Origin of the sequence: Hydrococcus rivularis NIES-593 (assembly GCF_001904635.1) — a bacterium.
GTDB lineage: Bacteria > Cyanobacteriota > Cyanobacteriia > Cyanobacteriales > Microcystaceae > Hydrococcus > Hydrococcus rivularis.
This window is the reverse complement of sequence record NZ_MRCB01000011.1, coordinates 89,020-106,542: the sequence shown is the minus strand read 5'-3', so window position 1 is coordinate 106,542 and position 17,523 is coordinate 89,020. Positions and strand designations below refer to the sequence as shown.

Genomic DNA, 17,523 nt, shown 5'->3' with positions numbered 1-17,523 from the left:
GAGGTGCAAAAAAACTAATAGGTGCGGAACTGCGAGGGAGTCTGGGGATCGAGCGAGGGGGGAAAGCTCGATCGCTGTTGCTCGACAACCTCTACGTAGAGCTTGCTCAAACGCTCGCCAATGACTTTCCAACTGTAGTTTTGACTGACAAGGATTCGACCCGCTCGTCCCATCTTGACTCTCAGTTCTGGGTTTTGAGCCGTGCAAATCATTGCTTGTGCTAGCTCGCTGACAGCGCGATCGGGTTCGCTAGCCGGAATTTTGAAGCCGGTTTCCTCGGTTACTTGAACGGCAGGACCGCCTAAATCCAGACAGATGACTGGGCGACCGGCTGCCATAGCCTCCATGCACACCCATCCTCCAGAGTCGTGTAAGCTGGGATGAACCAACACGTGAGATTCGCTCAATTTCTCTAAAGTCTTATGGCGAGGAAGTTTGCCCCAGAATTTAACTTGACGAGCGATTCCTAAGTCTTGAGCTAGCGCTTGCAGGCGATCGCGTTCGGGTCCGTCTCCGCAGATCCAATACTCTGCATTGGGTAAATTTGCCCGCGCAAAGGCGCTCAGTCCCAAGTGAAAGCCTTTCCAATGCAGGAGCCTGCCCATACTAATAAACCTTACTGGTTGTTCGGGGGGCATTTCGTATCGAGCCAGCATGGCGATGTCTTGCTCGGACAACCCCGATTCGGGCAGAATTTGCACGTAATTTACGCCCATGCGATACAGCCGCTCGGCAGTATCTTTGGTAGTGGCTCGGACTACAGCACTTTTCCTGGCAGTGATATGGACGAACGGATCTTGCTCTCCCAGCCAGCGAACCAAGCTTCTCGAAATTTCATAGGTTTTAGCTTGACGGCTGAAATCCTTCCAAAAGGGTTTTGGCGCAGATTCTCCTCCGCCTACCGGACCCCAAATCAAGGGAACGGGTAGCAGCGATAGAAAACTCGGATTGGAGTACTTAACAAAGGTGACGTGGTGTATCAGGTCAAAGCCGATTTTTTGATGCAGGCGACGGGCAACGAAGTATGCCTGAATTTGCCACAGATAATAGTGCAACTGCATTCCTCCCGAATACCCCCAGCGTCGGCTATCGTGCCAAAAAGGCAGAGTGAAATAGACAAAATGAAGATTGGGGACGGGATTGCGTGCCAACTCTGCCTCGATGATATCTCGGCTTTCATCGGGTCGAGTGATGACCCAGACCTCGTGATAATTGGCAACTTCCCGTGCGATATTCCAACCTACGCCGGGTTCGGAACCCATACCCGGTTCGCAGGAGTAAGCAGATATTAAAACTTTCATAAGTGAGTGATATCGGCAGCAGCTAGCTAAATAATTCGTTGCAATGTCTTGAATAAGGCTCTAAGCTAATTTGGGCTTAAAGATAAAATTGCAAACGTAAGTTTTCCCCAATGACGACAGACCGCGATAATTCCTGAGATCTTGATGTTTTTCTGGGGAAAATTCATTCAAGCTTCTCAGTTTGTTATCTAGAAGAAAGAATCCTTCGTAACCCAACGCCAAGATTTTGGAAAATATTTCGGAGATATCTTTATTAGGGTGATGTTTTTGCTCGATTTCGATCACGAGATTGGGATGCTGCCGCGTTAATAGATCGATCGCGCCATCGATGACCGCTTCTTCATGTCCTTCAACGTCAATTTTGATAAATCCAACATTGGTATGACCTCGATCGTCGAGTCGTTCTAGGGGAACTTTGTAGGTTTCGCTCCTCGTCGGCTCGACGGGAGCAGGATTGTTCTCCAAGGTTCCGAGTTGATCGTAGACAAAATTATCGACGATCGGTATCGATAGGATGGCTTGTCCCTCGGTATCTGACAGCGCGATCGGATAGACGCTCACATTCGAGCGAACGGCTTGCACAAGAAACTTTGCCAGTTCTGGATTGGGTTCGTAGGCGAATACATGACGCGAGAGTTGAGACAGAAAATGAGTATAGACACCTTTATTAGCACCAATATCGATACTATTTTTAGTTGGCTCGACTAGGAATTTCAGCAGTTTTAGTTCGGGTTCGCCGCTGTAGCAGTTCATTGCCGCCATCAAATGAATGACAATCGAGGGAGGCAGGATTTTGCGAACTAATTCTTTTGTAGCCATTGCAACCATCAATCTATTTCCTTGGATTTTTATAGTTTTCTCGGCTCTCTGGTACTTTCGCTCTCGATTTCATTGATGCAATAGCTTGTTAAAGTGAAGCTTTTCGTAGACTTGAGCGACTTGCTCGGCTGTGTTTTCCCAAGTAAAGGCTCGAACTCGCACCAGACCTTTCTCGACCAATTCCTGGCGAGCGACTGGATTTTTGTAAAGGTGAATCGCTGCTTCGGCTATCTGGTGGCTGTCTCTTGGGTTGACCAACAAACCTGCATCGCCAACGACTTCTGGCATAGCCGAAACATTGGAGGTAATGACTGGCGTAGCGCAAGCCATGGCTTCTAGGAGGGTAAGGCCGAATCCTTCAAAGAGCGACGGTGCCATGAGAGCGTCTGCTGCATTGTAGATTTGCACTAGGGTAGCTTTATCGGGAACTCCCAAATACCTGATGCAGGACTCTATGCCGCGAGCCCGGATGAAGGCTTTTTGTTCGGGCGAGAAGTCCGCCCCTACTTTCCACATCTGGATGGGGATGCCGCTCTGCCACAAAATTGCCGCCGCTTCGAGGATAGTGGAAATGTTTTTGCGGGGCGAGTTAGCGCCTACATTGAGCAAACAAAAAGTTTCCGGTGTCGCTCCCTGCTGCTGGCGAAAGGATTCGGCTCGTTCTTTGGGTAGAGGACCGAAAATCGGCTCGACTGCATTAGGAATGACGCTAATCCTTTCTGGCTCGATGTTTAGGATTTGAGTCGTATCGCGAGCTGTGGCAGAAGAGACGGCAATGATGCGATCGGCGTATTTCATGCCTCTGATGGCATAAAGCCATGCCCTTCGACTAATAATCGGCAGTTGCACCGCTCCTTGCAGATTGTTGGGGTAGAAGAAGTTAATCAGGTCGTGACAGGTAACGACTGTGGGCAGACCGAGCTTTCGCAACCAATAAACGAGGTGCGCTTCGCTGGGTTCGTGGATGTGGAAGATGTCGGCGACCTGCCGCTTGACTGCTTTTGGGTAGCGCCAAAATCGCTCGTAGTACTTCTGCAATCGCAGGGACAGCGAGGAACTACCTCGATCGAATGACTGGGGGGCTAGCTCGATAAACTCCCAGTCAGGGCGAACTTTTCTCAGTCCTGCCAGTAGATTATCGCTATAGATGTCTATGCTGACCTCAGTCATTGGTCGCGCGATCGCTACACGCATTGAGACTCCCATATATTCTTATAAATCCCTCTCCAACTTCTTACAATTCTTTGAAAAGACTGTCTAAGCGAGTTTCTGTCTTTTGGGCATTGCCGCTTCAGATCGATCTCCATCTATCGATCGCTAAGCTTGCGAATCTTCTAAGATTGCATTGCTTGGTTCGCTAAGGATCGCCTCGTCTAGTTCGTTGCTAATTTGCCCGTATCTTTGGGAGAGTACCGTTTGCCAAAGATTGAGTAACCGCTCGGCAATTCGCTCGTGGGTGTAGAGTTGGCTGACTCGTTGCATTCCATAGTGCGCTACTTCCTGCCGCCAGTCTGGTTCGCGGATCGCGCGCTCCAAAATGGCTGCCAATTCTGCTGCGTTTTCTTCTTGAAAGATTAAATCCGCTCGACCGATGACATTGGGAATTTCGCCGGAGGAAGATCCGACTACGGGAACCCCCATTGCCATAGCTTCAATCAAAACGTGACCGAACTGCTCTTTCCAGGTAGCGGTAGTGCGCGAAGGCAGTACTAAAACGTCAAATTTGGCGATTTCTTCCGGGGTTTGTTCGTGGCGGACGGCTCCGCGCCAAGTTACGAGGTCTGCTACTTGTAGCTCTTGGGCTTGTTGCTTGAGGATGGTTTCATCGCCCCCCGAACCACATAGAATGACTTGACAGTTCAAGCCGCGTTCTCGCAATTGGCGAACGGCGGCAAAGATCAGATCGATGCCCTTACTGAGGGTGATGCGTCCTAAGTAGCCGATGCGCAATTCGCGATCGCTATCCTCAGATATTTCCGACGTTTTCCGTCCGCGCGGTGCAAAGAAGCGATCGTCTACTCCTATCTGCGGCATCACTTCTAGCAGTCCTTGGTATCCCCATCGCTGCACGATCGTTGCGCCGTCTTGATTGCCGGGAATTATGGCGCTAGCCACGTCGAGCACGAATTGACAAATCCACCAGCGCGGCAGGGGCAGGCGACGCTCCATGTTTTCCCAACCAAATACAACCATGGGCTTACCCGTTAGCTTGCTCCAAACCGCAATCTCGAAGCTAGTTAGAGAAAACGCTTCTTCTTCGACTTGCACGATATCGGGTTGGAAGTCATTTAAGACTTGCCAGATAGCCCGTGGATTATAGAAGTGAGCGCCGACTCGACCGCTAAAGAAAACAGGCGATGAATAAATTTGAAGATTCGGATAAGGTTTTTCTACCTCAATAATGCGATTCCACTCCACAGCTTTCCAATTGCTCGGAGCCAGCAAACCAACTTTAGCTTTGCCAGTGTTGGCGATCGCATTGAGCTTTCCCTGATTTACGCCGACGACATAGGCGTGACTGACAAACAAGACGCGCAAGGGAAAATCCATCATACAAGTTGTGTCTATTGTGTCTATTTAGATTTAGTTAGGTTATCCATCGTCACTAATACCTTTTCACTATAAAAAAGTCGCTACAGATGACGCGAAGCTCGATCTGAAGCGGATTGTTAGGGAATTGGTATGAGAACAACCAATGGCAAATTTTAAGGGAAACTAGGGAGTAAAACGGACGGAAACGCAATCAGCCAACTAGCGAGCGAATTTTAGTCAGCGTCCAATCAATGGCTTTAGGGCGATAGTGCGGCGCGTATAACCAGGTAATGGCTGGCTTTGCCAAGGGCAGAGGCATCAGTCCTACCCAAACGAACCATAAGCTATAAATCAGCCGCTTTTGCCACTTAAAGCCCGAATATTTCCATAAAGTGCGAATTCCTTGATAAATCAGTGGTAGGCTGCGATCTGAAGGAACGGGGTGCTTGCGAGCGTCCAATCTAAGGGAGCTGATTCGAGACCACAACCGTCCAATAGACCGTAGTTCCAAATCTTCCGGCACTTTGTAGCCCAATTCGTTGGCTTTTTTTACCAACAGCCCATAGTTTTGTAAATCGTGTCGGACAAACCGATGAAAGCGATCGCTCGTTACTGTCGCCAAAGCCCACTGATTTTTGTTATGAATGCGGTAAGCCCCCAGGGGGGCTTCAATTGCCTCGACTTCTCCATAAAAAGGAATCAGGGTTGATAAATAGTCGTCAGCCGTGAGCTTATATTCGTCTGGAATTGGAAAGATTGGCTCCATGGCTTTGCGGTTGAGCGCGTTACCGCTGGTGGGCGTACTGACATATCCTCCATCTTCTAGTAAAATTCGCCAGACTTCTCCCGTAGATAACGGGGCGTTACCTTGAGGGCTTGAGTAGCCGAGAGGCTCTCCAGAGGCATCGACGACTTCTAGGCGATAGTGAACTTTGGCAAGTCCCGGTTTCCAGACTGCGACGATGCGTTCGACGGCTTCGGGAAAAAGGTAATCGTCAGAATCTAAAAAGATAACGATCTCTCCTTTACTGATAGCAAATCCACTGTTGAAAGCAGCAGCCTGCTTGCCGTTTTCTTGTAACTTGGCAATAATGCGATCGCCGTAACTGGCAATAATATTGCGCGAATTGTCAGTAGAGCCATCATCGACGACGATGACTTCAGTGCGAGGATAGGTTTGATTGAGAGCGCTATCAATTGCCCGTGCTAAAAAGCGATCGTAGTTGTAGTTGTTAATAATAATGCTGACTAGCGGCTGAGTTTCCACACCTAACACCTCCCTCGCTCATTTTCATGAAAGAAGATATAAAAATATAAAAATATCTCTTTTCTTATCGATCTAAGTACGAGAACTAATTGCGTAATATCTGCTTTGCGGCTGTTTAAACGGCATCGCGGACGTTAGCAATTTTTTGATAGTTTGACCGGCTACCGACCAGTTCAGACGCGACTTATATTCGTGAAAAGAAGAGAGAGCCAATTTTTCATAGCTAGGGTAATTTCTAAAGAAATAGGCAATATATTGGCAATATTCGACAATATCTGCATTTTTGTTAAAAAGTCTGCCATTAACATTGTTTTTAATAATTGTCGGAATGCCGCCCACCTTGGTGGCAAGGCAGGGAACGCCAAAAGAATTGGCTTCGCATAGAACTACGCCATAGCATTCAGCTATTGAGGGCAGAATTAAAAAGTGAGACTCTGATATCAGTTGATGAATCAATTGCAGTCCTTCTTGGGAGCTTTTGCTGATGAAACCTAAAACGTTGACAAAATCGGGTAAAGGCTCTTCTACAATGGGTTGACAGCCAACAACTGTTAGCTCTGTCTCTAATCCTTTTTTATTCAGCTCTTTGGCAATCTTGAGGGCAATATCGCCGCCTTTGCGATACCAATCTACCCCCAAAAACAGTAATTTGCATTTGTTTGACGGTCTAGATTTTACGAGCGTCTTTACTTGCTCAAAATTGCGTTCGTTTTTGAGGTTGGCTCCAAACGGGACTACTTTTACTTTTGATGGATCGGCTTGGTAATAATCGATCGCTGTTTGAGCCGCCCAATCAGATGCATAAATTGCCAAGTCGCATTTTTGCAGAGCCAATTTCTCCATTCGATGACCGCAGTTAATCGATTCTTGGCAAAGATTGCTGTATTGAGGATAAAAATCGATTAGATTGGCGAAAGTAGCATCTGCCCAGAAAACGATTGGGCGATCGCATTCGAGGTAAGCAATTGGTTCTACTGTTGCACTAAATATAATGTCTGGCTCGATTGTCGATAGTTTTTGAGAAACCTGTTTTGCATAATTTTTGAGTAGTAAAGGCGCAACATGTTTGACGTAAGTTTTGTGAAACAATTCGTGATAGTGACGCTTGAGCTTACCTATGATTTCGATCGTTAAGTTACTTTCTAGCGGACCGATATACTCCAGAGAAACCGCGCGACTCTTAATAGCTTCAGCTATGTAATAACCAGTTCCCGACCACTCATTAGAACTAGAAGTTCCTAAAACTCTGGCATCGTAGATAGTTACATATGCTAATTTCATAGATCTAATAAGCTAAATACAACAAAAAGTTCTTCGATTATAGATCTACTACTTCATCGAGCAAGTAATTTATATTACATAACGTCTCATAATTTGTTGGTGCAGCTATCAACAATTCCCTAAATTTGGGTTTGAATTTCTTCTGTTACTCTATGCAGACGATTGATAGAAATCATTCCCACAATCGAGCGGCAAAGAATTAAACAGAATAGTTAACCTGCATAGCAGCTAGCTTACAAGAATTATTCAAGTGCTTCTTTAGGCTTGCTTTTCAATGTCTTAACTGTTTGTAACATTTCCAGCAAAGTAGACTTTCCACCAGGCAGAAGCAGCCATAATCCGAAGTAAAATAAACCATACAAAATGCAATCCACTAAGAAGCCGAGCGCTACATTGGGAATATTGAGAAATTGTTGACCGATGCCAAGAGTTATCGCTCCTGCACCGATTGATGCGATAGCTGGTCGCGATACGGCGATCGCTAATTGAGACATTTTTAAAGACGTTCCTTTGAAACAGTAAACAAAATTGGGGATTAAAAGAATTAACTGGGATAGACTAAATGCCGTAGCGATCCCCAGAGTTCCCCAACGAACGCCAATTACGAAGGCAATAACATCTACAGTCGAGGAGATAACGCCCCAACGTAACATGCGATCGCCGCGTCCTAATGACTGATAAACCCATCCCGTCCACGTAAATGTTCCTAGAAAGGCAGCGGGTGCCAGAAAACGAAAGATAGGAACGATCCCCAGCCATTGCTCTCCTAAAACCGTCAGGATGACTTTATCGAGCGCTACGAACATGAAGACAACGACTGGCATTCCCAGCGTTGCTATGAACTGCGTGGATTTGTAGTAATAAGATCGGTATCGTTCTGGTTCCTCTCGCAGGCGACTGAGAGCCGAAAGCGCTACCCCTGAAATTGGACCGGTGAACTGCTGAATTGGCAGCATTAACAGTTGGTAAGCTTTGGCATAAAGTCCGAGCTGTTGCGCTCCCCAAAAGCGACCGATTAAGATATTGTCTAAGTTGCGAGATAGGTAGTCAAAGAAGTAAAACCCAGTAACATTTCCCCCGAAGGAGACCATAGAGCGAACTTCGGGAGTCCACTGCGGCAGTCCGGGTCGCCAACCGCAAACGCTCCAAAATCCTACCAAACCAGTAATGGACATCGCTAGTTGCAAGATTACTAACGACCAGTACCCCATTCCGTATGAAGCCGCTGCGATGGCGACGAGCAAACCACTTGCCATGGCAACCAACTGCATTCTGGCAAGGCTGGCAAATTGCATCTGTCTTCTTAGGATGGCTCGGTGCTGAACGGATAAGCTACTGAAGATAAAGTTGCTTCCCAACGCGATCGTAATTCCGATCAAGCGAGGTTCTCGATAAAACAGAGCCAGAAGAGGAGACAGGGCGGCAAAAATTAAAAACAGAGTAAAACCCAACGCTACATTAATCCAAAACAGAGTGCTGACCTGCTTGTGATTGATTTCGGGTGCCTGGACTGTTGCTGTAGCAAGTCCCAAATCCTCGAACAAACCAAAGAAGACGAGAACAACATTGACCATGCCGAGGAGTCCATAGTCTTCTGGCAAGAGCAGTCGAGCTAGGATTGCGAACGATCCTAGGTAAAGGAGAAATTTAATAATTTCGGTAGCGACGGTAACTGCTCCACCGCGAACGGAATGACCCTTAAGATCTGCCTTTACGCTATCGACTCGCAAGAAGCGATCGGGGTCTGAATTACGGAATTTCTTTCTAATCAACTTCAGCAAGTAGATACCTCTAAAGAATAATTGCAGGTACAGCTCGCACAACTACTCTTTGTAGGAGCCGTGTAATCGATCGCGCGTATTTTAATCAAGAGACATCGCGCAGGCACTAGATCTGATCTGACGATCTAATTTTTTGTGCAAAAGCGACAACAGGGATTAGTTCGCTCGCGCCTCAGTCTTACTCTCTTGGCAAGCGAGTGGGTTCTATCTAAGCCAAAGACTATAGAGTTTGCCCGCTCTCTATTTATTAACTTGATGGTTGTTTAACCGTAGAAATTGTTAGATTTCTCACACATTCCCTAATTACATCGGTGTAGCTTCTGCCTGTTACCTTACAGTAAGCTTCTAGCTTCTCGATTTCGGGTTTGCTAAAGCCTATGGTGATGCGCTTTTCGATCAGTTTTCTTTTCACTGTCAAGACGTTGCCTATCAAGTAACAAAATGCCTATCGATTAATAAAGACGCTCTAGCTCAGATGAGACTAGAGATTAGTAGTTTTACTCATTCTAAAAAGGCTTGTCTATAAATCTTTAGAGGACATCCCAAAAGTCCATTTTGTCATTTTGAGTGCAGGAGAACGTAACGAAGAATCTAGGATTGGAGTTGGTATGCTGAGATGCTTCACTTCGCTATTGCGACGTTTAACATGACGAAGTGCAAGCAGACTGCGTCGTTTCACAGCGGAATACCTTGCTACACTTTTGGGACAACTTGTTAGATTTAACTTAATTTTTTCTTAGTAAAAAGCTTTCTCTGAAAAAAGACAATATTATTCCCCTCTTCAGAATTACTCAAGCGCACTCGCAGGTGTCTTCTCAAGTAATTCACAGCAGCTTAGCTGCTGCAAAAAACAGTATGATATTAAGCATCACTTATTCATCTATTACCTATCAAAGGTAGCTTTACTACACATAAGATGTCAAGTATATTTACCAACTATTTTTTGCCTCTATCAAATGATAAAAATTCAATCGAATCGGGTTAGTAGATTTTGACCAATTCACCAATACGAGCCTGCACCCGCAAAGCAAGGATTTGGAGTAGAGGAAGAATTTTTTTCCTTTCCAAGACTAAAACTGATGGTCTGGAACCTCAGTCGCTCAATTGTGAATTGTTAATATCCTTCACAGGGCTGCATTCCAGCACTGATGGGATCGAAATCATCTGGAAAAATCGTTTTTTCATCGTACTTAGCTCTCTCCAAGCAAGCCCCTTTTAAACTCGCTCCTGTAAGGTTTGCACCAATCAGGTAAGCCCCTCTCAAGTTCGCTCTCCATAAGTCGCATTGAACCAAATTGACCTCTTTAAGGTAAGCTCGCTCCAGGTTGGCGATACAGAGTTTTGCTTTCCAAAGATAGGCTCCGTTCAAATTGGCGCCGCTCAGGTCGGTTTCTTCCAGATTAGCTTGACCGAGATCGATCTTCCACATTTCAGCGCCGCTCAGGTTAGCTTCTCTGAGATTGGAACGAGCTAGATTGGTTCTATAGAGGCAACTTCCTTTTAGGTTAGCTCGGTAAAGATTTGCCCCCTCCAAGTTGGCTTCCTCTAAATCGGCATCTATCAAGCAGACTTCTTTCAAATCGGCAGCATGAAGATTGATTCTTTTGAAATCTCTTTCTCCTGCCCAATATTGTCTTAGCAGTTGCTCAACATTAGTCATTTCTACATTTTTCACCATAAGCTCTCACTGGTCGAACCGGATCTCATAGGGCTACCAAAAGTTGGCAGTCGGTTTGAGAAAAACTTATCATTAATTGTGTCCCCTGGATCGGTCCGGATTCACCCATAAGTGAGAGAGCGATCGCGTCAAGCGTCGAGAATTCTGGCTCGACGGACAACAAACAATTTTTCAGCCATTCAAATCAATTGTTTTTTCAGGGCAAGAAGCCCGCAAGACTCGACAAAAATTTTAGAGAAAAAACTAATAAGCTACCCGCTCTTTTGTCAATTCCTCTCGACGAGAAGCCGACATGGAATTTCTCGCCATATTAGCCACGACCCCTAAAATTGGCGTGCCGGATATCCTTAACTCATCTAGAGCGTGTTCGAGCACTGGGCGTTTTAGCTTGCCCAATCCGGCAACGAGCAGAATGCCATTAGTATGGTTGGCTAGTAGATAGGGATCGGCAAATTCTGAAAGAGATGAGGCTTTATAGATAACGAGATCGAAGGCAGCTTGCAGTCTCTCCATTAACTCCTGCATTTTTACAGAAGCGAGAAATCTGGTCGGATCGGCTGGAATCGATCCAGAGGTCAGAATGTAGAGGTTATCTTCAAGCGGCGATCGCTGGATGGCATGGTTGAAGTCGAGCGTTTCTGAAGACAGAATATCCGATACCCCTTGTTGGTTGGACAACATCAAGCGCTCGTGCAGGCTGGGATAGCGCAGATCGACATCTACCAATAAAACTCGCTGACCCATGCTTGCTGCCGTCTGAGCCAGATAGAGAGCAACGGTAGACTTTCCGTCTTCAGACGAAGCCGAACTGACGACAAGCGATTGGATGGGAGGATTGGATTTGAGCAGACGAATATTGGTATAGAGAAAGCGGAAAGCTTCCAGAAAAGCAGGGCTTACAGAAAAAGCTTGAGATTTTCCGTTTCTGTCGCTCGGCATCAGAACGCGAGCGGGTCCGTCGATCGGAGCGGAGCGCTCTTCGAGGGGAGACCATTTTTCTAAGACTCTTTCAAAAGGAATCACGCCTAGAATTGGCAGCTTGGCGACTTCCTTAACTTCTTGAGAAGTATAAAGTAGATTGCTCAGTTTGTCTGAGGCTAAAGCTGCTCCCAAACCCAATAGCAATCCTAAAATCGCCCCCAACAATAAGTTTTTCCGGAGACTAATAGAGACTGGTACGAGTTCCTCTGGAGGAGGAGTCAATAACCGCCAAGGCAATTCCTTTTGAGCTGCGTCGATTTTCAAGCCTTCGCGTTTAGATAGAAATTGATTCAGGTTTTCTGTGGCGATTTCCAGTTCTCGCTGAATGTCATTGTATTGACGCAGAACTAACGACAATTGCTTCACGTCTCGATTGAGACGATCTAGCGTCTGCGTTAAGAGTTTATTTCGGGTTTCTAGCTGCTGGATGCGATTAGAGGTCTCTCTAGCTACCCTAAGCCCTTCGCGACGGAGCAAGGGCAGTAAATTTTGCCGCTGCTGCTTGAGAGTCTTCATTTCTGCACTTTCTTCCAGCAGTAAGGCGGAGCTTTTCGCCATTTGACTGTCGATTTCGAGCAACTGGTTGAGTAAGTTCTGATAGCGAGTATTTTCAGCCAACGCTGCCAGGGCAACCGAACTAGCTTCCTGTCGCGTCAATTCTTGTTGCATCGAAGCATAGAGCGCTTTGGCTTCATTGAGTTCGAGCTGAGTTTGCAACTGCTGTTGCTCGAAAGAGCCAATCAAAGTAGACAGTTGTTGACCTTTGACTTCTGGATCGATAATATTATTCTGCTGCCGGATTTTTTGCAGTCGCTGTTGCTGAACGGCGACGCTCTCTTGCAATTGGGGCAGTTGTCCTTCAACAAAGTCGATCCCTCGTCGGATTCCAGTCTGACGAGTATTAAGGCTATAGTCCAAATAAGCCTTAGAAACGGTATCTAAAACGGTTTTGACTTGTTTGGGATCTTTATTTTGGTAGGAGACTGTCAAAATTAGGGTTTTTTCTCCCTTGGTCGTAATGTTTACGTCGTTAAAAAGGGATTCGTAGGTAATCTTTGGATAAAGAGCTTGAAGCTGTTTGACAATGGGAGCCATCACTTCGGGACTCTTTAATATCTTGAGCTTGACTTCGTCTTCCTGGACGGTGTCGATACCTTTATCGCTTATGGTATCGCGGTTAGCCGAAGAGATGACTTTAGATTCAATCGTCTCTGGCTCGATTAAAATCTCGAACTGACCTTGATAGATCGGATCGTCGGTAATAGCCTTAAGTCCAGCTAAAGCTGCGACTCCGAGAGTGATACCAGCGATTAAAACGGCCTTACGACGGATAACGGCGATGATTTGCCCTAGATTTAATCCCCCTTCATCACTCTCGTTAAACCGAGCAGCACTGGCTAGCAGCCACGGGTGAGAATTGCGTTCAGAGTTCATGATCGTTCCTGTTTAATCAAAAAGATTAAATAAAGTAAATGGCAAAGTAAAGATCGAAAAGAATCTTCCTACAGGGTTTAATACTGCATCGAGCGTATCTGAAATACCTGCCAGAGAAGAGCGACCAACTACGATCACGTCGTTGTTGTAGAGGACGGGATTATTTTCGTTGTTAAGCTTTTGGGCAAAATCGATAGAAATTTCTTGTCGAGACACCGTACCGTTTGGGTTAAGGCGGATTAGTTCTACCGTATCATTCTCTGCTCGATTGGTAAATCCTCCCGCAGCAAATATGGCTTGATTTAACGGGCTATTTGGGGGAACTTCTACGATTCCGGGTTTCTGGACTTCTCCAACTACATTAACCTTGATCGTGTCTGGAGAAAAACTAGCCGCAGCTACCTGAGCAGCTTCTCCAGGATCTTGTGCCGTTGCCAGCGGTACGACAATCGTATCTCCTTCCTGTAATACTGCGTCCTGACTCGAATCTCCTTGTTGCAGAAGCTTCCAAAGATCGACTGTGATAGTCCGCTGCTCTCCTGTGCTTGTTAGGCGACGAACTTCGACCTGACGAACGTTGGCGAGGGGTTTGATCCCGCCAGCTACCTGAATGGCGCGAGTTACGGTAGGAGCGACGCTTTCACCCCCACCCGTTCCCCCAGGTACGCCTGCTTGACCGGTTCTGGCACTGCCTGTCACTGTATAGGGACCCGGACGAAAAACTTCACCGATTACGGTAATGTTGAGAGGTTGAGTTTTATCGGGAGCAAAACTAGCAGAGCGCAATTGAGAGGCTTGTGCTAGGTTTATCTCTTCCGATGTGGGAACGTAGACGGTGTCTCCGTCTTGAAGGAGCAAATCTTGCCGAAAATCGGCAGCTTGCAAGAGTTGCATGAGGTCTACTTCGACGATTTGTTCGGAACCGGCATGGGTGCGCCGACGAATCTGAACCTTACGAATGTCAGCGAGGGGATTGATTCCACCAGCTGCTTTGAGTGCCTGCGTGACGGTTGGCAGTCCAGCGCCCTGCTGACCTGGCTGACCTTGACCTTGAATGGTATGAGTACCTGGCTGTCGAACCTCGCCCAAAACGGCGATATTGATCGGGCGGTTTCTATCGACAGAAAAGCTAGCAGCAGCTAGCTGGGGAGCTTCTGCCAGGTTAATCTGGTTGGCAGTCGGGATAAAGATAGTATCGCCATCTCGCAGCGTTAAGTCGTTACCGAGATTACCTGTCTGGATTACCTGCCACAGATCGACAGTAATCGTCTGCTTGGAACCCCGACCTTGGAGACGACTCACTCGAACGTTACGTAAGTCTGCGGCTTGAGTGATTCCTCCGGCAAGCTGCAAGGCTTGGGCAATAGTGGGCAATTGCCCACCCGTCCCTCCTTCGCGAGCTTCGCGCGACATGGTGTAGGATCCGGGACGGTTAACTTCTCCAGCAATCCCAATTCTCACCGGACGCGGTGTTAGCAAATTAACGGTCACTTGGGGATCTCGGAGAACCCTAGCACTTGCGTATTTAGTGGCAATGGCTTTGGCTGCTTGTTCTAAGGTCATTCCCCCAACTGGCACGCTGCCAATTCTGGGTAAGTTGAGCGAACCGTCGATCAAAACCTGATGCTCGCCGCTGTATTGGGGTAACTGAAAGACATCGACGCGAACGCGATCGCCTGCTCCTAAAATATAAGCCGTTTCGGAAGCGCCTGCACTGGTTTCGGCGGACGTTAGTGCTACTTCGATAGACGACGATCGAGCTGTTGCGACTTGAGGATCGATTATTATGGCTACGGTTGATACGATTAACCCCGTAGTGAGTAGAATCATCCGTTTGGGCCGATCTAAAGCATTAGACATAGGCAGATTTTTATTTAATTTATAAGGCAAGAATATTGTTTTTAACGAGTTAAGTAAAGCAATCAATCGATTTTTAAAGATAAAACCGCTAAAAGCAGGGATCGTTAGGATCGATAGGGCATTTGAATCTAGAGAATCTGCCCAACTTTTTTACTATTTCCTGACAAACTAATATCCAAAGTTGAGTAAAAGCTGCATAAATTACTCCTCTGAAAACGTGAATCGTATAGATATAGCTAATGGGAATTGGCTGACTCATAAAAAGAGGTTGAGCGGTAATGAATACCCATGTTTTTGAATTTGACGTGGCAACTGTAAAACCACAAGCGCAAGAACTTAAGCTAAGCCGCGTTCAAGGTCGCTATTTTAGCGAAGAGCTTGGCAATGGCGTCATTCTAGAGATGGTAGCTATTCCTGCTGGAATCTACGCGATGGGTTCGCCGGACGATGAAATCGAAAGATACGACAACGAAAGACCTCAACATTGGGTTGCGATCAAACCATTTTTTATGAGCAAATACCCCATTACCCAAGCTCAGTGGCAGGCAATCGCTACCTTAGATCCCGTTGAGCTACCCCTCATTCCTAATCCCTCCAAATTCAAAGGAGCCGATCGCCCGATCGAGAGAGTCTCTTGGTACGAAGCCGTCGAGTTTTGTCGGCGACTGTCGCAACTTAATAGCAGAAATTATCGACTTCCTACTGAGGCTGAATGGGAATATGCCTGTCGAGCTGGAACGATAACCCCTTTCCATTTTGGTAAGAGACTGCCGCAGCATCTGGTTAATACTCGCAGCTCGCAACTGAGAAGTAAGAAAGTTGAGGGAACCACACCAGTAGGAGCCTTTGGAGTAGCTAACGCTTTCGGCTTGTATGACATGCACGGCAATGTCTACGAATGGTGTCTCGATCTCTGGCACGACGATTATGAAGGAGCGCCTGCTGATGGCAGTGCTTGGTTGATTGCCGGGGGACAGGAGGAATCGCGGGTCATTCGCGGCGGGTTTTGGCTGTCTCATTCTAAACATTGTCGTTCGGCTTATCGCGATTGTTGCGAACCCGACTCTAGGTCAAGCGTTGTTGGTCTTCGAGTGGTTTGCGAAGAACAAAGTCTTGGCATTTCTTCCCTCAGACCAACTGAGTGCTTGCCCGACGACTCATGTGGTAGCTGAATTCACTAACCGATGGATTGGGAATTTCTGGATCGATCGTGCGAGTTGTAGATTTCCAATCGCTTCTTTTAGCGGGAATTGCTGCTAGCGTACCATCTGCTTGCTTGGAAAGTCGCATCCAAATCGTGCCGTGTTCCTCGCAAAAGAACTCTTCTAACCAAGCATTGCGGTCAACATAGGCAGAATTTTGGGTTGCTAAAAAACTGGCTTTTTTTCGAGTGATCCCCAGGTTTTTTTTAAGCTCTGATATGTCCTGATAAAACAAATGGTATTTTGGACCCCCTAGACGCCACAGACGTTTTTGACAGCAAGGACAATAGAACTTTTGAATTTGACTTCTTTTTTTTCTTTTGTTAGACATTTTTCCTAATGACTTAGGGTGAACATAACGTTGAAGCTAATTTGGCTAGGGAACTATTAGCGATTAATTATCTTCTTTTTCTATGCTATAAGCAATAGCTTTAAAGATGTATAAGACTTTTGTCAAGAATACACTGGCTTTTGTAAAGATTCTGTGAATTCTTTTTGGTTTTCATCTTAAGGTTAACTATCACTTAAAAGAATCATTGATATTAATGTAAGTTAAACTTAAAACTCACAAAATAAAGTAATTTATAACACAAACGATTGTTAACTTACTATAATTCTTTAAAAAATCTTTTTAGGAAAAAAGTTAACAAGATCGCTTACTAAGTAAATATACTCAGCAATCTATGAGGCAATCGAAGTTAGCTAGGAAGTTAGACCGCTAATTATCTAATTTGTCGATTCAAAAAAGCATAAAATAAGCTAATTAGAAAATCAATAAAGAGCCAATTGCTGTTTTTCTCTCATTTTAAGATATGCAATTTAAATTAAGTTATTTACATGGCAGCGAAATTCTTATCAATGATTTTTCTATTTGTTCTATGAAGCTATCGTGAATCGATGAGTTTCAAGGAGACGATCGAGCTGTTCTAAGGCTCGCTTTATACCTTTTTGGGCAGTCGGCGAAAAGCTCTCTCCCAGTTCAAAGTTCGTTCCCGGTACGGCGATTAACCAAGCTGGCGGACAATGACCGAAGACAGTTCGAGCAAGCAACAGCACCCCGCGCGGATCGCTACTGTGGCTGCTTGGGGTGCCAGAGTCAAGCGGTTCTACCGAGCAAATTTTTACATCTTGTACATCTTGCATCTGTGAAGCCAGATAGGCATCGACAAAAATAACAAGTTCTGTCTCGGCAATATCGGCGGCAAGTTCGGGGGTTAATTGATGCCTCCAAAGCGATCGCACTCCGACTCGATTCTGCCGGGCAACAACTTTAGCGATTTCCTGTCCGACGCCATCATCGCTGCGCAAGTCATTCCCATAGCCAACGATCAGTACCTTAGATTGAGTACTGGCGAGATTGTTATTCATAATCTTTATCAGAATCTGA

Annotated in this window: 13 protein-coding genes; 1 reads left to right on the top strand and 12 read right to left on the bottom strand. The window is 46.1% G+C overall.

The window, feature by feature from the left end:
- Positions 1 to 14: 14 nt before the first annotated feature.
- The 10 genes from NIES593_RS11280 to NIES593_RS11230 form a co-directional block, all read right to left on the bottom strand.
- Complete coding sequence (locus NIES593_RS11280) at positions 15 to 1,301, bottom strand: glycosyltransferase family 4 protein (protein WP_073599663.1); 1,287 nt, start codon at positions 1,299 to 1,301, stop codon at positions 15 to 17.
- Between the two features lie 60 nt (positions 1,302 to 1,361).
- Positions 1,362 to 2,129 (bottom strand): FkbM family methyltransferase, encoded by a 768-nt coding sequence (locus NIES593_RS11275; RefSeq protein ID WP_073599662.1) that lies wholly within the window; start codon positions 2,127 to 2,129, stop codon positions 1,362 to 1,364.
- 60 nt (positions 2,130 to 2,189) lie between these two features.
- Positions 2,190 to 3,290 (bottom strand): glycosyltransferase family 4 protein, encoded by a 1,101-nt coding sequence (locus NIES593_RS11270; protein WP_217651881.1) that lies wholly within the window; start codon positions 3,288 to 3,290, stop codon positions 2,190 to 2,192.
- Between the two features lie 147 nt (positions 3,291 to 3,437).
- Positions 3,438 to 4,673 carry a glycosyltransferase gene (locus NIES593_RS11265; RefSeq protein ID WP_073599661.1) on the bottom strand — a complete coding sequence of 412 codons (1,236 nt, stop codon included), beginning with the start codon at positions 4,671 to 4,673 and terminating at the stop codon, positions 3,438 to 3,440.
- A gap of 190 nt (positions 4,674 to 4,863) precedes the next feature.
- Positions 4,864 to 5,919, bottom strand: a complete 1,056-nt coding sequence (locus tag NIES593_RS11260; RefSeq protein ID WP_073599660.1) for a glycosyltransferase — start codon at positions 5,917 to 5,919, stop codon at positions 4,864 to 4,866.
- 72 nt (positions 5,920 to 5,991) lie between these two features.
- Entirely contained in the window at positions 5,992 to 7,200 is a 1,209-nt protein-coding gene (locus NIES593_RS11255) for a glycosyltransferase family 4 protein (RefSeq protein ID WP_073599659.1), read from the bottom strand.
- Positions 7,201 to 7,442: 242 nt separating this feature from the next.
- On the bottom strand, positions 7,443 to 8,981 hold the full coding sequence (locus NIES593_RS11250; RefSeq protein ID WP_245817429.1) for a lipopolysaccharide biosynthesis protein: 1,539 nt from the start codon (positions 8,979 to 8,981) through the stop codon (positions 7,443 to 7,445).
- 1,114 nt (positions 8,982 to 10,095) lie between these two features.
- Positions 10,096 to 10,641: a pentapeptide repeat-containing protein gene (locus NIES593_RS11240; protein ID WP_073599698.1), complete on the bottom strand. Its 546-nt coding sequence runs from the start codon at positions 10,639 to 10,641 to the stop codon at positions 10,096 to 10,098.
- A 261-nt stretch (positions 10,642 to 10,902) separates the two neighbouring features.
- The gene (locus tag NIES593_RS11235) at positions 10,903 to 13,074 is read right to left on the bottom strand and encodes a GumC family protein (protein ID WP_073599658.1); all 2,172 of its coding nucleotides are present in this window, start codon (positions 13,072 to 13,074) and stop codon (positions 10,903 to 10,905) included.
- A 12-nt stretch (positions 13,075 to 13,086) separates the two neighbouring features.
- On the bottom strand, positions 13,087 to 14,934 hold the full coding sequence (locus NIES593_RS11230) for a polysaccharide biosynthesis/export family protein (protein WP_073599657.1): 1,848 nt from the start codon (positions 14,932 to 14,934) through the stop codon (positions 13,087 to 13,089).
- 278 nt (positions 14,935 to 15,212) lie between these two features.
- Here NIES593_RS11230 and NIES593_RS11225 point away from each other — a divergent pair, with 278 nt between their 5' ends.
- Positions 15,213 to 16,106, top strand: coding sequence for a formylglycine-generating enzyme family protein (locus NIES593_RS11225; RefSeq protein WP_073599656.1), 894 nt, complete (start codon positions 15,213 to 15,215; stop codon positions 16,104 to 16,106).
- Here NIES593_RS11225 and NIES593_RS11220 read toward each other — a convergent pair.
- A complete protein-coding gene (locus NIES593_RS11220) occupies positions 16,063 to 16,371 on the bottom strand; it encodes a hypothetical protein (RefSeq protein ID WP_245817427.1) in 309 nt (102 codons plus the stop codon). The two genes, NIES593_RS11225 and NIES593_RS11220, sit on opposite strands and share 44 nt — an antisense overlap.
- Before the next feature lie 641 nt (positions 16,372 to 17,012).
- Positions 17,013 to 17,504, bottom strand: a complete 492-nt coding sequence (locus NIES593_RS11215) for a hydrogenase maturation protease (RefSeq protein WP_073599654.1) — start codon at positions 17,502 to 17,504, stop codon at positions 17,013 to 17,015.
- Positions 17,505 to 17,523 lie beyond the last annotated feature (19 nt).

Bases quoted from the DNA above. Each gene is read 5' to 3' on its own strand.
- NIES593_RS11235 (WP_073599658.1), bottom strand. From the start codon at position 13,074: ATGAACTCTGAACGCAATTCTCACCCGTGGCTGCTAGCCAGTGCTGCT.
- NIES593_RS11275 (WP_073599662.1), bottom strand. From the start codon at position 2,129: ATGGTTGCAATGGCTACAAAAGAATTAGTTCGCAAAATCCTGCCTCCC.
- NIES593_RS11255 (WP_073599659.1), bottom strand. From the start codon at position 7,200: ATGAAATTAGCATATGTAACTATCTACGATGCCAGAGTTTTAGGAACT.
- NIES593_RS11280 (WP_073599663.1), bottom strand. From the start codon at position 1,301: ATGAAAGTTTTAATATCTGCTTACTCCTGCGAACCGGGTATGGGTTCC.
- NIES593_RS11265 (WP_073599661.1), bottom strand. From the start codon at position 4,673: ATGATGGATTTTCCCTTGCGCGTCTTGTTTGTCAGTCACGCCTATGTC.
- NIES593_RS11225 (WP_073599656.1), top strand. From the start codon at position 15,213: ATGAATACCCATGTTTTTGAATTTGACGTGGCAACTGTAAAACCACAA.
- NIES593_RS11270 (WP_217651881.1), bottom strand. From the start codon at position 3,290: ATGACTGAGGTCAGCATAGACATCTATAGCGATAATCTACTGGCAGGA.
- NIES593_RS11230 (WP_073599657.1), bottom strand. From the start codon at position 14,934: ATGTCTAATGCTTTAGATCGGCCCAAACGGATGATTCTACTCACTACG.
- NIES593_RS11240 (WP_073599698.1), bottom strand. From the start codon at position 10,641: ATGACTAATGTTGAGCAACTGCTAAGACAATATTGGGCAGGAGAAAGA.
- NIES593_RS11215 (WP_073599654.1), bottom strand. From the start codon at position 17,504: ATGAATAACAATCTCGCCAGTACTCAATCTAAGGTACTGATCGTTGGC.